Origin of the sequence: Methylorubrum rhodesianum, from assembly GCF_014199985.1 — a bacterium.
Lineage (GTDB): Bacteria > Pseudomonadota > Alphaproteobacteria > Rhizobiales > Beijerinckiaceae > Methylobacterium > Methylobacterium rhodesianum.
This window is the reverse complement of record NZ_JACHOS010000001.1, coordinates 310,385-324,476: the sequence shown is the minus strand read 5'-3', so window position 1 is coordinate 324,476 and position 14,092 is coordinate 310,385. Positions and strand designations below refer to the sequence as shown.

Annotated in this window: 14 protein-coding genes; 10 read left to right on the top strand and 4 right to left on the bottom strand. The window is 67.4% G+C overall.

What is annotated here, in order from left to right; all coding sequences use genetic code 11:
* Positions 1–27 precede the first annotated feature (27 nt).
* The 5 genes from HNR01_RS01330 to HNR01_RS01310 all read left to right on the top strand — a co-directional run bounded on the left by HNR01_RS01330 (position 28) and on the right by HNR01_RS01310 (position 4,684).
* Positions 28–1,098, top strand: coding sequence for a YeiH family protein (locus HNR01_RS01330; protein ID WP_375373196.1), 1,071 nt, complete (start codon positions 28–30; stop codon positions 1,096–1,098).
* A gap of 106 nt (positions 1,099–1,204) precedes the next feature.
* Complete coding sequence (gene sorA / locus HNR01_RS01325; protein WP_183666154.1) at positions 1,205–2,410, top strand: SorA family sulfite dehydrogenase catalytic subunit; 1,206 nt, start codon at positions 1,205–1,207, stop codon at positions 2,408–2,410.
* Between the two features lie 11 nt (positions 2,411–2,421).
* Entirely contained in the window at positions 2,422–2,769 is a 348-nt protein-coding gene (sorB, locus tag HNR01_RS01320; RefSeq protein WP_051061546.1) for a SorB family sulfite dehydrogenase c-type cytochrome subunit, read from the top strand.
* A 102-nt stretch (positions 2,770–2,871) separates the two neighbouring features.
* Positions 2,872–4,161: a sulfite dehydrogenase gene (soxC, locus tag HNR01_RS01315; RefSeq protein ID WP_183666152.1), complete on the top strand. Its 1,290-nt coding sequence runs from the start codon at positions 2,872–2,874 to the stop codon at positions 4,159–4,161.
* The gene (locus HNR01_RS01310) at positions 4,148–4,684 is read left to right on the top strand and encodes a c-type cytochrome (RefSeq protein WP_183666150.1); all 537 of its coding nucleotides are present in this window, start codon (positions 4,148–4,150) and stop codon (positions 4,682–4,684) included. Before soxC ends, HNR01_RS01310 begins: the two co-directional genes overlap by 14 nt.
* Positions 4,685–4,748: 64 nt before the next feature.
* Here the strand turns inward: HNR01_RS01310 and xsc are convergent, their stop codons facing one another.
* Positions 4,749–6,524, bottom strand: coding sequence for a sulfoacetaldehyde acetyltransferase (xsc, locus tag HNR01_RS01305; RefSeq protein WP_183666148.1), 1,776 nt, complete (start codon positions 6,522–6,524; stop codon positions 4,749–4,751).
* A 236-nt stretch (positions 6,525–6,760) separates the two neighbouring features.
* Here xsc and HNR01_RS01300 point away from each other — a divergent pair, with 236 nt between their 5' ends.
* A complete protein-coding gene (locus HNR01_RS01300; protein WP_246417352.1) occupies positions 6,761–7,522 on the top strand; it encodes an IclR family transcriptional regulator in 762 nt (253 codons plus the stop codon).
* A 36-nt stretch (positions 7,523–7,558) separates the two neighbouring features.
* Positions 7,559–8,755 carry an acetate/propionate family kinase gene (locus HNR01_RS01295; protein ID WP_183666143.1) on the top strand — a complete coding sequence of 399 codons (1,197 nt, stop codon included), beginning with the start codon at positions 7,559–7,561 and terminating at the stop codon, positions 8,753–8,755.
* Between the two features lie 155 nt (positions 8,756–8,910).
* Here the strand turns inward: HNR01_RS01295 and HNR01_RS01290 are convergent, their stop codons facing one another.
* Both HNR01_RS01290 and HNR01_RS01285 read right to left on the bottom strand, forming a co-directional pair.
* Complete coding sequence (locus HNR01_RS01290; protein ID WP_309236198.1) at positions 8,911–10,284, bottom strand: sensor histidine kinase; 1,374 nt, start codon at positions 10,282–10,284, stop codon at positions 8,911–8,913.
* The gene (locus HNR01_RS01285; protein WP_183666141.1) at positions 10,281–10,955 is read right to left on the bottom strand and encodes a response regulator transcription factor; all 675 of its coding nucleotides are present in this window, start codon (positions 10,953–10,955) and stop codon (positions 10,281–10,283) included. The genes HNR01_RS01290 and HNR01_RS01285 overlap by 4 nt, the downstream gene beginning before the upstream one ends.
* Positions 10,956–11,260: 305 nt before the next feature.
* Here HNR01_RS01285 and HNR01_RS01280 point away from each other — a divergent pair, with 305 nt between their 5' ends.
* From HNR01_RS01280 to HNR01_RS01270, 3 genes are all read left to right on the top strand, one after another.
* The gene (locus HNR01_RS01280) at positions 11,261–11,827 is read left to right on the top strand and encodes a class I SAM-dependent methyltransferase (protein ID WP_246417351.1); all 567 of its coding nucleotides are present in this window, start codon (positions 11,261–11,263) and stop codon (positions 11,825–11,827) included.
* Between the two features lie 5 nt (positions 11,828–11,832).
* Positions 11,833–12,537 (top strand): DedA family protein, encoded by a 705-nt coding sequence (locus tag HNR01_RS01275; protein WP_246417368.1) that lies wholly within the window; start codon positions 11,833–11,835, stop codon positions 12,535–12,537.
* Between the two features lie 339 nt (positions 12,538–12,876).
* A complete protein-coding gene (locus tag HNR01_RS01270) occupies positions 12,877–13,506 on the top strand; it encodes a hypothetical protein (RefSeq protein WP_246417350.1) in 630 nt (209 codons plus the stop codon).
* A gap of 133 nt (positions 13,507–13,639) precedes the next feature.
* On the opposite strand, the gene HNR01_RS01265 is transcribed toward HNR01_RS01270, so the two are convergent.
* On the bottom strand, positions 13,640–14,089 hold the full coding sequence (locus HNR01_RS01265; RefSeq protein WP_183666135.1) for a DUF6691 family protein: 450 nt from the start codon (positions 14,087–14,089) through the stop codon (positions 13,640–13,642).
* Between the last annotated feature and the right edge of the window lie 3 nt (positions 14,090–14,092).

Sequence of the window (14,092 nt, the reverse complement as noted above, 5' to 3'; positions counted from 1 at the left end):
GGGATGCGGTGTCGGGGGACGACGATGTTGCAGATGAACCGCGTTTCGAAGCCGCCGGAACCCCGCTTTTCCCTGTCCCGTCTAAGAGAGCTGGCGCCCGGGATCGCGCTATGCCTCGCGGTCACGCTCGTCTCGATCGGCCTACAGCACGTCGAAGAGGCTGCGTTCGAGCATCCCTATATCGAGGCCCTGGTGATCGCGATCCTGCTCGGCATGGCGATCCGCACCTTCTGGGCACCGAGTCCCGTCTGGCGCTCTGGCATCGCCTTCAGCGCCAAGCAGCTGCTCGAAGTGGCGGTGATGCTGCTCGGCGCCTCGATCAGCTTCGCGGCGATCGTCGCCTCCGGTCCGGTCCTTCTCGCGGCGATCGTCGCCACGGTGGCGGTCACGATCGCCGCGAGCTTCGCGATCAGCCGCCTGCTCGGGCTCGCGGTGCGGATCTCGATCCTCATCGCCTGCGGCAACTCGATCTGCGGAAACTCGGCCATCGCGGCGGTCGCGCCAGTGATCGGCGCCGATAGCGACGACGTCGCCTCCTCGATCTCCTTCACCGCCATCCTCGGGGTGCTGATGGTGCTCGGCTTGCCGCTCCTGATACCGCTGCTCGGCCTCGGTGCCGGCCAGTACGGCATTCTCGCGGGACTTACGGTCTACGCGGTGCCGCAGGTTCTCGCTGCCACGGTCCCGGCCGGGCTCGTCGCGACGCAGATCGGCACCTTGGTCAAGCTCGTACGCGTGCTCATGCTCGGTCCCGTCGTCGTCGGCCTCTCGCTGTTGGCGCCCCGCTTCAACGCAACCGCGGCGGAGGCCGCAGGCGCGCGCCGGTTCGATCCGTTCAAGCTGGTGCCGTGGTTCATCGTCGGCTTCCTCGTGCTGGCCGCGTTCCGGTCGCTCGGGCTCGTGCCCGATGTCGCTGTCGGCCCGATCACCCGGGTCGCCGGCACTCTGACCGTGGTGTCGATGGCCGCCCTCGGGCTCGGCGTCGATGTGCGCGTGATCGGGCGCGTGGGCGGTCGCGTCACGGCGGCGGTGACACTGTCGCTCGTGCTGCTTCTGCTGATCAGCCTCGGCCTGATCCACCTTCTTCGGCTCGGCTGAGAGAAACCGGCATCCGCCCTCCCCCAGGGATCGATCGGATGCCGCGTGCAATGCCGCGACGAAAGGCGAATCCGAAAACGAGATTCGCCCGCAAAAGGAGGAAACCATGTTGCATCGACGCGCCCTATTGCGCGGCGCCGGCTCCGCCCTGCTCGCGGGCGCCGCGGTCGGACAAGCCCGCGCCGCCCCGTCGGAGCGGATCACGCTTCCCTTCGGCAACGGGGAGCGCCCGCTCGTGGCGTATCCGGGCAAGCGTCCATTGATCCAGATGACGAGCCGGCCGCCGCAACTGGAGACGCCGTTCTCGGTTTTCGACGAGGGCACGATCACGGCCAACGACGCCTTCTTCGTGCGCTACCACCTCGCGGGTCTGCCGAACGAGATCGACCCCGACGCCTTCCGCCTGGAGATCAAGGGCAAGGTCGAGAAGCCGCTCAGCCTCTCACTGGGGGACCTGAAGGCGCTCGAACCGGTCGAGATCGTGGCGGTCAACCAGTGCTCCGGCAATTCTCGCGGCTTCTTCGAGCCGCGGGTCGCCGGCGGACAGCTCGCCAATGGCGCCATGGGCTGTGCCCGCTGGAAGGGCGTACCGCTCAAGACGGTGCTGGACCGGGCGGGTGTGAAGGCAGGGGCGCGGCAGGTGATGTTCGAGGGCCTCGACGGACCCGTGCTCGAGAAAACGCCCGACTTCGCCAAGGCGCTCGACCTCGATCACGCCCGCGACGGCGAGGTGATGCTGGCCTATGCCATGAACGGAGAGGATCTGCCGTTCCTCAACGGCTTCCCGCTCCGCCTCGTCGTGCCGGGCTATTACGGCACCTACTGGCTGAAGCACCTCAATGCGATCACCGTGCTCGACACCACGTTCGAGAACTTCTGGATGAAGCCGGCCTACCGCATCCCGGACAATGCCTGCGGCTGCACCGAGCCCGGCAAGACGCCGACCGCGACGGTCCCGATCAACCGCTTCACCATCCGATCCTTCATCACCAACCTGACCGATGGCGCCACGGTCGCGGCGGGAGCCGAGACCCCGCTGCGCGGCATCGCCTTCGACGGCGGCTACGGCCTGACCGAGGTTCTGGTCTCGGGCGATGACGGACGCAGCTGGAGCACAGCCAGGCTCGGCCGGGACGAGGGCCGGTACGCTTTCCGGGGATGGGAGACGAGCCTGCGGCTTCCCGCCGGCGAGCACAGGCTGCGGGTGCGGGCGGTGAACCGGATCGGCCAGTCGCAGCCGCTCGAGCCGCTTTGGAATCCGGCCGGCTACCTGCGCAACGTCGTCGAGACGACGCGCGTCACCGCAGGCTGAGGGAGGGGCCCATGACATCGTCGACACCAACGACGCGATCGGCCGGGCGGATCGCGCGCACGGGGCTTGCCGCCCTCACCCTGCTCCTGGTCTCGGCCTGCTACGACGCTGCCGAGGCCGGACCGGTCACTTACGAGCTGCCGGAGGATACCGCGAAGCTCCGTCCCGGCCCCGGCGTCGAGATCGCCGAGAGCCATTGCCTGACCTGTCACTCGCCCGACTACATCGCCATGCAGCCGCCCAAGAAGGGTCACGCCTTCTGGACCGCCGAAGTCACGAAGATGATCAAGGTCTACGGCGCACCGATCGGAGAGGCCGACGCGAAGGCGATCGCGGATTACCTGGCGGCGTCCTACTGATCGTCGGCGCTGACCGGCGCGTTAGCCCTCAATCGGGGCACAGGGGCTGCGCGCGGCCCGGTCTCGGTCGTGCGGTGGCGCGTGTCACCCGAGGAGAAAACGATGAGCGACGATGCAGCGCCGGAGGCGGTCCGGCGGACGCCGCGTTCACGGCGGCAGATCTTGGCGGCGGGGTCTGCCCTCGTCGGCGGTGGCCTCGCCGAGGTGATCGCCCTCCCGGCCAGGGCCGAAACGACGGGGGGCATCGAAAACACGCCGCCTCACGTGCCGCGCTGGATGAAGGAGCCCGGCGCGGATGTCGGAAGCCAGCTCTACGGCCAGCCCTCGGAATTCGAGAAGGACGTCATCCGCAACGTGCCGAAGAACGGCAAGCAGTACACCTCGTCGGCGAGCCGCACGCCGCTTCAGGAGCTCGACGGCATCATCACCCCGAACGGGCTGTTCTACGAGCGCCATCACGGCGGCATCCCCGCTATCGATCCCGCCCAGCACCGGCTGATGATCCACGGCTTGGTTGAGCGGCCCCTGCTCCTGACGATGGACGAGCTGCGCCGTTTTCCGACCGAGTCGCACATCTACTTCCTGGAATGCTCCGGCAATCCGGGCTTCGAAACGGTCAAGCAAGGCAAGACGGCGTCAGACCTCGTCGGCCTGGCGAGCTGCTGCGAATGGACGGGCGTCCGGCTCAAGACGATCCTCGAGGAGGTCGGCCTCAAGCCGGAGGCGAAATGGGTCGTCGCCGAGGGGGCCGATGCCGCCGCCCTCACCCGCAGTGTGCCGTTGGAGAAGTGTCTCGACGACGCCCTTCTCGTCTTCAGCCAGAACGGCGAGCGGCTGCGCCCGCAGCAGGGCTACCCCGTCCGCCTCCTGCTCCCGGGCTTCGAGGGCAACATGAGCGTGAAATGGCTCCGGCGCCTCAACGTCGTCGCCGAGCCCGCCTACTCGCGGGAGGAGACGGCCAAGTACACGGATTCGATGCCCGACGGCACGGCGCGCCAGTTCACCTTTACCATGGAGGCCAAGTCGATCATCACCCGTCCGTCCGGCACGCAGCGGATTGCCGCCGGCTTCAACGAGATCACCGGACTGGCCTGGAGCGGGCGCGGACGCATCAACGGCGTCGAAGTGTCGGTCGATGGCGGCACTACGTGGCAGCCTGCTGTCTTGCAGCAGCCGGTCCTGAGCCGGGCCTTCACCCGCTTCCGCTATCCATGGGCGTGGGATGGCCGGCCGACCGTCATCCTGAGCCGCGCCACGGACGAGACCGGCTACGTGCAGCCGAGCTTCGCTGACCTGACTGCGATCCGCGGCATGAAATCCTTCTACCACAACAACGCGATCGTTCCCTGGCGGATCGCCGCCGACGGCGAGGTGTCCAATGGTTACGTCTGAGCTCGTCCGGATCCTCGCGCTGTCCGTGGCGGTGCTCGCGTCCTCGGCTCAGGCCGAGGGTGGTTTCGGTTTCGGCCGCGCGCCGACCGCCGAGGAGATCGCGGGCTGGAACATCGACATCGACCGCGACGGCCGAAAACTGCCGCCGGGCCACGGCAGCGTCGTCCAGGGCCGGGTCCTGTTCGAAGCCCAGTGCGCCAGCTGTCACGGCCTCAGGGGCGAAGGCGGGATCGGCGACAGGCTTGCGGGCGGCCAGGGCTCGCTGGCCACACATAATCCGGTCAAGACGGTCGGCAGCTTCTGGCCCTATGCGCCGACCCTGTTCGACTACATCCACCGCGCCATGCCGATGAACGCGCCCCAGTCGCTGACTCCCGACGAGGTCTACGCGGTCGTCGGTTACGTCCTCAATCTGAACGGCCTCGTTCCGGACGACGCGGTGATGGATGCCGAGACGCTGCGGGCGGTGAGGATGCCGAACCGGGACGGCTTCGTGCCCGACCCGCGCCCCGACATCCGCTGACGGTTGTCGCGGCGAACCGGCCCGGGAGCCCTTTTCATCGAGGTCCCGGGTCCGTCGCCGACGATCAGGCCGAAAGCTGAGGCCGCATGTCGCCTCGATCGATGCCGGCGACGACGACCGGCTTCTTCATCGCATCGCGGCGGAAGGGTTCGCCGAGCTCCTGGTTGAGCATCACTTCGATGAAGGTCGTCACACCGTCGGCTTGGGCCTCGCCAGCCTGCTGGATCGCTTCGGTGAGCGCCCGCTGCGTCTCGACGCGCACGCCCCTGAAACCACACCCTTCCGCGATCTTGGCGTAGCTCAGCTTGGTGTCGAGTTCGGTGCCGACGAAGTTGTTGTCGTACCAGAGGATGGAGTTACGCTTCTCGGCGCCCCACTGGAAATTCCGGAAGATCACCATGGTGATCGCCGGCCACTCGTCACGGCCGATCGAGGTCATCTCGTTCATCGAGATGCCGAAGGCGCCGTCGCCCGCGAAGCCGAAGACCGGTAGATCCGGACAGCCGATCTTGGCGCCGATGATCGCTGGAAAACCGTAGCCGCATGGACCGAACATGCCCGGCGCCAGGTATCGCCGACCCTGGTCGAAGGTCGGATAGGCGTTGCCGATGGCGCAGTTGTTGCCGATGTCGGTGGAGAGGATCGCGTTTGCCGGCAGGCCGGCTTGGATCGCGCGCCACGCCTGACGCGGCGACATCTTCTCACTCTCTCGCTCCCGCGCCTCGACGTTCCAGTTCGTACCCTCGTCGTCGTCCTCGTGGTCGAGCGAGGACAGGGCCTGGGCCCAGGCGGACTTGGTGCGGTGGATGAGCGCCTGCCGCTCTTCACGGCCGGCATTGCCCGCCTCGGGGCTCAACTGTTGCAGGATCTCGCGAGCGACGTGCTTGGCATCGCCACAAATGCCGACCGTGATCGGCTTGGTCAGACCGATCCGATCGGGGTTGATGTCGACCTGGATGATCTTGGCGTCCTTCGGCCAGTAATCGATGCCGTAACCCGGCAGCGTGGAGAAGGGATTGAGGCGGGTGCCGAGCGCCAGCACCACGTCGGCCTTGGCGATGAGTTCCATCGCTGCCTTCGAGCCGTTGTAGCCGAGCGGCCCGGCGGCGAGGGGGTGCGAACCGGGGAAGGAATCGTTGTGCTGGTAGCCGCAGGCCACCGGCGCGTCGAGGCGCTCGGCCAGCGCGACGGATTCCTGGATCGCGTCGCCGATGACGACACCCGCACCGTTCAGGATCACGGGGAATTTCGCCTTCGATAGGAGCGCGGCGGCTTCGGCAATCGCCTGGCGACCGCCGGTCGGACGCTCCAGCCGGACGATCTGCGGCAAAGCGATATCGACCTGATGCGTCCAGAAATCGCGCGGGATATTGATCTGCGCCGGTGCGCAGCCGCGCCACGCCTTCTCGATTACCCGGTTGAGCACCTCGGCGACGCGGGTCGGATCGCGGACTTCCTCCTGATAGCAGACCATGTCCTCGAACAGCGCCATCTGTTCGACTTCCTGGAAGCCGCCCTGCCCGATGGTCTTGTTGGCCGCCTGAGGCGTCACCAGCAGCATCGGCGTGTGATTCCAGTAGGCCGTCTTGATCGCGGTGACGAAGCCGGTCACGCCCGGTCCGTTCTGCGCCACGGCCATCGCCATCTTGCCGGTCACGCGCGAATAGCCGTCGGCGATCAGCGCCGCGTTGCTCTCGTGCGCGCAGTCCCAGAAGGTGATGCCGGCTTTCGGAAACAGGTCGGAGACCGGCATCATCGCCGAGCCGATGATGCCGAAGGCATGCTCGATCCCGTGCATCTGCAGGACTTTGATGAAGGCCTCTTCCGTCGTCATCTTCATGGCGCGCTCTCCCACCCTGGCTTTCTTTGATCGTCGCGATGGTCGTTCGTCGGTTCGGATGGCGGCGCTGGGCCGTGGCAGTCGGGCCGCGCCGATGCGAGGAGAGGCCGGGTTCAATCCCGCGTCTGCCCATCCTCGTCCCGTGGAAACCTAGCTCCTGCCGACGTCACGACGCAATAGAAATCTCGTTTTTTTGCTTTAAACGTTCAGGAAATCGGAATATGAGAGCCTCAGCCATGGATGATGCCCCCGAGTCCTCGCCAGCGCTGAAGGCCTTCAGCCTGCTGGAGATCATCGCCGAGATGGATCACCCGCCGACGCTGGCGGAGCTGACGGAGGCTGCCAATCTGCCAAAGCCCACCCTGCACCGGTGGTTGAGCATGCTGGAGAGCGCCGACCTCCTGAGACGGATGCCGGATGGGCGTCGTTACGAGCTCGCGGCACGCGCGACCGCCCTCGCCTTCGCGATCCTGTCGAACAACGCCGGCTCGACGCAGCGGCACCAGATCCTTGAGCGGGTGGTCCGCACACTGGGCGAATCCTGCAACCTCACGGTGCTCGAGGGGAGCGAGGTGATGTACCTCGACCGTGTCGAAGCCGCCGCGCCGCTGCGAGTCGCCTTTCAGAAGGGATCGCGTGTGCCGGCACATGCCTCGGCGAGCGGCAAGCTCTTCCTGGCCATGATGCCGCCGGCCAAGCGCGATCGCCTGATCGGAACGCTGACGCTGGAGCGCTACACCGCCAACACTCTCACCGACGCGGATGCGTTGCGGAGCGAGCTCGGCCGGATCAAGCGCGACGGCTACGCCTTCGACGACGAGGAATACCTGTCCGGCCTGTTCTGCGTGGCGGTACCGATCTTCGATCACAGCGGGCGCGAGTGCATCGCCGCCCTCGCCCTTCAGGCGCCGGTCGTGCGGGTCGCTCGCGCGAACGCGGTCGAGTGTCTGCCCACCCTGAAAGAGGCGGCCGAAGCCTTGGCCGTCACGCTGCGATAAGCGCCCGAGGGGCGCGTCGGGAGAGGAGACACGCCCATGATGCAGCCGGTGACGCGGTCTGCGAACGCCGCCATTCTGGTGCTCAATGCCGGCTCGTCGAGCGTGAAGTTCGCGCTCTTCGAGGCAGATGGGCTTCGACCGCTCTGTCGCGGCGGCATCGAAGGCATCGGCAGTCGGGCACGATTCGGCGGAGCCTCCGGTAGCAGGGCGCATCTGTTCGACGGCGCTGAATTGCCTGAAGGGAGCAGCCACGAAGCGGCGACGCAGTGGCTTCTCGACCGCCTCCGGCGGGCGGACGATATCGAGCTCTGTGCCGCCGGACATCGCGTGGTCCATGGCGGTCCGGACTTATCGAAGCCGGTCGTGATCGACGAGAGCGTGATGACGATTCTCGAAGGTCTGATCCCGCTTGCACCGGCGCACCAGCCCCACAACCTTGCGGCGATTCGGGCGGTGGCGGAGGCTTGGCCCAGCCTGCCGCAGCTGGCCTGTTTCGACACGGCCTTTCATCGCACGATGCCGCGACTCGCTCAGCTCTTCGCGATCCCGCACGCGCTCACCGATGAGGGTCTCGTCCGCTACGGCTTCCACGGATTGTCCTACCAGCACATCGCCGATGTGCTGCCGGGCATCGCCGGGGAGCGTGCGAAGGGCCGGGTCATCGTCGCGCATCTCGGCCACGGCGCCAGCCTCTGCGCCATGCGCGACGGACGCAGCGTCGCCACCACCATGGGATTCACCGCGCTCGACGGCCTGATGATGGGGATGCGCTGCGGCGCCATCGACGCCGGTCTGGTTCTCTACCTGATCGAGCAGCGCGGGATGGCGCCGGCCGACGTCTCCGAGATCCTGAACCGGCGCTCGGGCCTGCTCGGAGTCTCCGGCATCAGCAACGATGCCCGCACACTGCTGGCGAGCAAGGAGCCGCGGGCCGCCGAGGCACTCGACCTCTTCGCCTACCGTGTCGTGCGCGAAAGCGGATCGATGATCGCGGCGCTGGGTGGCCTCGACGCTTTCGTCTTCACCGCCGGCATCGGCGAGCGCTCGGCCCAGATCCGCGCGGCGATCGGAGAAGGCTTGGCATGGACGGGCCTCAAGCTCGACGAGGATCGGAACGCGGCGCACGAGACGCGCATCAGTGCCGATGATGCGCAGGTCCCCGTCTACGTCATCCCCGCCGACGAAGAGCGACCGATCGCCCGTGCCGTCGCCGTCCAGTTTCCGTCGGCTTGATTTTTGATCCGGCGGCAGGGCGTTCGTGACCGCAGACGAGTGCCGGCAAGGCGAAGGAATGTGCGCCAGATCGAAGCCGGGGAGCTGACCCACTCAGTTCATGGAGATGTCGACGGAACCGGCACCGAGCCCGTTCGCGATTTCGCTCGCCGTGTTCAGCTCTGCCGATCCTGCGGGAAGACCAACCGGACGCAGGCTCCGTCCGAAGGGCCGGTCACGACCTCCACCCGCCCCCCATGCAGGCGCATGATCCGCTGAACGAGATCGAGCCCGAGACCGGCGCCCCGACCTCCTTGCCGAAGGCGATGGAACGGCTCGAAGATTTGCTCCCTCTGATCCGGCGGGATGCCGTCGCCATCGTCGCAGACCTCGATCCAGCCCGCCTTGGCGACGCGGACAGCGATGGTGCCGCGCCGGCCACCGTGGTCGATCGCGTTCTGGATCAGGTTCATCAGCGCGCGGTCGAGCGCCGTCTCATCGCCATCGACCCTGATTTCGCCGGTCTCGGCCTCGAACGACATCTCGTATCCGGCCGTGAAGGCGAGCGGTGCGAGATCGAGGACGGATCGCTCGGCCAGCGCGACGAGGTCGACGGGGGCGAAGGATGCCTGCTCCCGGTCGAGACGCTGCAGATCGAGGAGTTGGCCGGTCAGCACCGTCAGCCGGGTCGTGTCTTCGAGCAGGCGGATCTTGTCCGGGCCCGGCTGTAGCGCGGAAATGCGCGTCGTCAGGATCGCGATCGGGGTGCGGAGTTCGTGAGCGGCGTCGGCCAGGAACCGCTTGTGACCCTCGTAGCCCCTGTCGAGCCGGGCCAGGGCACCGTTGACGGCGTTGACCAGCGGAACGATCTCGACGGGCACGCCGACGGCCGGCAGGCGCGTGCCGCTGCGGGTGATGTCGATCCGTTGCGCCTCGTCGGCCACCCGCCCCAGCCCCGCCAGCGCACGTTGGACGACGAACGGTGTGACGAGAAAGGTTGCCGCCGTCATCAGTCCGATGATGAGCAGGGTCAGGTACAGCATGGGCAGGAAAGCGGCCACGACCTGGTGCAGCAGGAGGCGGCCCCGCCCTCCCGTGAGCATCTGGACCCTGCCGGCCGCCGTATCGAGCCGCTGCACGATGGCGAGGGACGGCCCCTCCCCGACACGGTCGCTTCGCAGAACCGCGCTCTCGATCCTGTCGAGTCCCGGCATCAGGAGCGCCAGCTCGGCGGGAGCATGCCCTTCGGACACGTCATGGCCTTGCGCGTCCCGAACGATGAACCAGAAATCCGGGATCTCCCGCCGCAGCCGTTCGAGTTCCGGCGTCGTCTGGAGGATCAGTTCACCCTGCGCGCCGCGGCCGACCGCCTCGGTGAGCGCCTCGATCGTGCTGCGCTCGTAGATGCCGCTGCTGATCGAGCCCCGCATCCACAGCGCTCCGATCACGCCCGTCATGGCGAGGATCAACAGTGCGAACATCGTGCCCTGTGCGGCGGCGACCCAGGTGACGAGGCGCCATTTGAGCGAGCGCGGATGCCGGATGCTCACGCAACCTCCCGCAGGAGGTAGCCGACGCCCCGGACGCCGTTGACGACCACACCGCTTTCCGCGTCCGCGAGCTTGCGGCGCAAGCGCGAGACCTGGGTGTCGAGCGCGTTGGGCTGGACCTCGTCGTCGAGTGCGAACACCGCCTCCATCAGCACGGCGCGCGGGACCATGCGCCCGACCCGTCGCAGCAGCGCTTCCAGAACCAGGGTCTCGCGCCGCGTCAGTTCGAGCACCCTGCCGTCGATGCTGGCCTCGCGGTTCGGCACGTCGAACGACAGGCGGCCGGCCCGGACGACCTCGGACTGCACGTTCGCCGGCCGCCGCAGGAGCGCGCGCAGCCGCGCCAGCAACTCCTCGAAGGCAAATGGCTTGGCGAGATAGTCGTCCGCTCCGTGGTCGAGCCCCATCACGCGGTCGGCGATCTCGCTTCGCACCGTGAGCACGAGCACGGGCACGCGGTTGCCGCCGGCACGCAGCGTCGGGATGAGAGAGAGCCCGTCGCCGTCCGGCAACTGGCGGTCGATGACGAGAACGTCGTGCCTGCTGGCCGCCGCCATCTCCTCGGCTTCACGCAGGTCAGCCGCATGATCGACGATCATGTCGTGGCGCGCGAGCACCGTCCGCAGGGCGGAGGCCATCTCCGGCTCGTCTTCCACCAACAAAACACGCATGGACGATCCTCGTGGGGGCCCGCATGCGAGAGCGAGACCCTGCGAGCGCGAGTCTATCGCAGTTGCCTGTCGGCAGCCTTGCAGGAACGGCGCGATGACGTCTTTTTTCTAAAATCTTCTGTAGATCTTCCGGCGACAGATTGCCGACAGGCAGATGTGACACCCAGTCGATCACGGCAGTGCCAAGCGTAGATCCTAGTTACGGCACTGTTCATCTGGGGTTGAGAATGCACATCGATAATTATACTGCCCTCAATGCGCCTGCAGCGAACCGGGCACGCGGGTTCGGCCCTTCCATCGCCGACATGGTGCCATTCCTCCGCGAGTGGATCCGCAATCCCCGCAGCGTCGCCTCGGTCGCGCCCTCGGGCCGTGCGCTCGCCTCGCTGATCACGCAGGAGATTTCGTCTGCGACCGGTCCGGTAATCGAACTCGGGCCCGGGACCGGCGTCATCACCCATGCCCTCATCGAGCGGGGTGTCCCGGAGCAGGATCTGACGCTTGTCGAGTACGGATCCGATTTCGCGCGTCTGCTCCAGATGCGCTTCCCGCAGGCCCGGGTCCTTTGGATGGATGCGGCGGCGCTCAACCGCCACGTGCTCTTCCAGGAAGCCTCGATCGGTGCCGTGGTGTGCGGCTTGGGCATTCTGAACATGGAGCAGCGCAAGGTCGCCGAGATCCTTCGGGGTGCGTTCCGCTTCCTGCGGCCGGACGGCGCCTTCTTCCTCTATACCTATGGCGGGCGCTGCTCGGTCCCCGACACGCTCCTCGAGGAGCTCGATCTGGAGGCGATCCTCATCGGCCGGACGGTCCGAAACATCCCGCCGGCCTCCGTCTATCGGCTCTCGCGGCGTCGGACGATGGACGCGTGAGCGCGATGGCATCCTCCGATCTCATCGCGTTCTTCCTCGGTCTCGGCCTTCCGGGGATGTTCGGCATCGCCTTCGCGGAGAAGCTCGTGCCGATCATCCCGTCCTACGTGATGCTGATGCTGCTCGGCATGACCGTGACGGATTCCGCGATGCTGCTTCCTGCCCTCCTCGCGACCGCGACGGGCTCTCTCGCCGCCTCGCTCGGATGGTATGGGGTCCGACGCTGGCTGGGCGAGCGAAGGGTTCGGGCCGCGGTCGCCCGGTTCGGCAAGTACGTGTTTCTCCGGCCCCGCACCTACGAGCGTCTCGCCGCCGCCTACCGCGAGAACCGCTTTCGGGTGACGCTGATCGGGCAGACCGTCCCCGTCGCGCGGATCTATCTTGCCCTGCCGGCCGGAGTGCTCAAGTTGCGGCCTGCCGCCTTCGTCCCCGCGGCGGCGATCGGCATCCTGTTGTGGAACACGCCGTTCCTGACGCTCGGCCATCTCCTTCGCGAGAGCGCGTATGATCCGGTCGAGGTCGGCTTCTGGGTCTCGATCGCGATCGTCGCGACGGAAGTCGGCGTGGTCGCCGGAATCCGGCTTCTCTTCCGAATCCGGAAACGGCGGCCGTCGGTTGCCGCCGCCGATCTCGGACCGGGCAACGTGCCCCGGATGCCGGCGGCAATCGGGAGCCGTCGCGACATTGCTCCCTGCCTCCCCGGCTCATGACCGGATACCACTGCGGTTCCGCCGCTGCTTGAATCGTCTCATCGATACTCCGGCTCGGAGAAGCGGCGACATTTTCGCATGCTCCGAGCGAGCCAATCGCCTACGGTCGCCTCGGCGATAGGTCGTCCCTAGCGATCGCGCTCAACGAGAACCGCGCAACGACGCAAATCGCTGCGACCGGCAACTCCAGAGGATTTATCGGTGCAGGCCATCCACAGCCGGCCGCAATTGTCCTTCTTATGGCTCTGACTCGGAGCGCGACGCTCCGGGCAAGCGCCCGTGCCTACCTGCCCCCCGATGTTGCCCCCTCAAACCCTCCTCGACGAGGCATCGGCGCAGTTGCCGCTGTTCGATGACCTGACCGACGCCGCTGTCGATCGCCTCGCGGCCGGCGGCTTCGGTCGCAGGCTCCTCAGTGCAGCGCTGCGGGCACGGCTCCGCAAAGCCGGCTTTTCAGATATGGAGGCATTGGCCCGCGCGACGCCGGCAAACCTAAAGGCTGTGCGTAAGATCGGTCCTGTGCGCGTCGTTGCGATCCGGGCCCACATCCTCAACGAACTGGCCCGATTGCTCCCGGACGCGCGAGCAACGCACGATCAGAGCGCGACCGATCAGCGACGCCTCGACCGTCTTCGCGCCATGCCGGCGGGAGCGCTGCTTCTCGTTCCGCCTCTCGTCGAACGGTCCGGCTCGGCCGATCCGACCTGGGCTGACCTTGCCGCGATGCGGCGCGTGGAGGCGGCGCGGGCGCTCGGGCTATCGGCCGCGGATCTCGACGCAATCGTCTCCGCTCTCGTTCGCGCCCTCTTGCCGGAGAGGCAGCGCATCCAATCGGCGCCGATTCACGATCAGGATGCAGCGAGCGATGTGCGGAACCAGGAGGCGCACACCGAGCTGTTGCGTGCGCGGGACCGCGAATGGGACGAGGCTGCGCCCAAGAGATCTGTGCCATCAGCCGGAGCGTCCTGAGCTTGGGGTAGCCGGTGGCGTGAATGCCATCGGACTCCACCCTGATGAAGCGACTGCGCTGCGCGCGGATCCGGCCGTTTCCGCCGCCGCCGGCTCCGGGCCGGCGGTGAAACCGGAAGAGATCCGTCGAGCGTCACGCGTCGGCGCCTCGGGCCGCCTGCGGTCTGAACGACGCCGCAGGCACGAGGCGGGACAGCCATAGGCCGAGTATCATGGCGGCGACGAAAGCTGCGGCCTGGGCCGGAGCGATCGCGAGGAGGGTCAGCGCCGGCCCGGGGCATAGGCCGACGAGACCCCAGCCGACGCCGAAGATCGCAGCGCCGGCGATCAGCCGCGGATCGAGGTCACGTCGTCTCGGGATCTCGAAGCGGGGCGCGAGCACCGGCCGATCGCGCCGCCGCGCGACAAGGAAGCCGGCGGCCGAGACGGCGACGGCGCCCGCCATGACGAAGGCAAGGCTTGGGTCCCAGCGCCCGGCCAGGTCGAGGAAGGCGAGGACCTTCGCGGGATTGGCCAGGCCGGATATGAGCAGACCGAGACCAAACAGAAGGCCGACGGCGAAGGCGGACGCGATCTTTGCCATGGC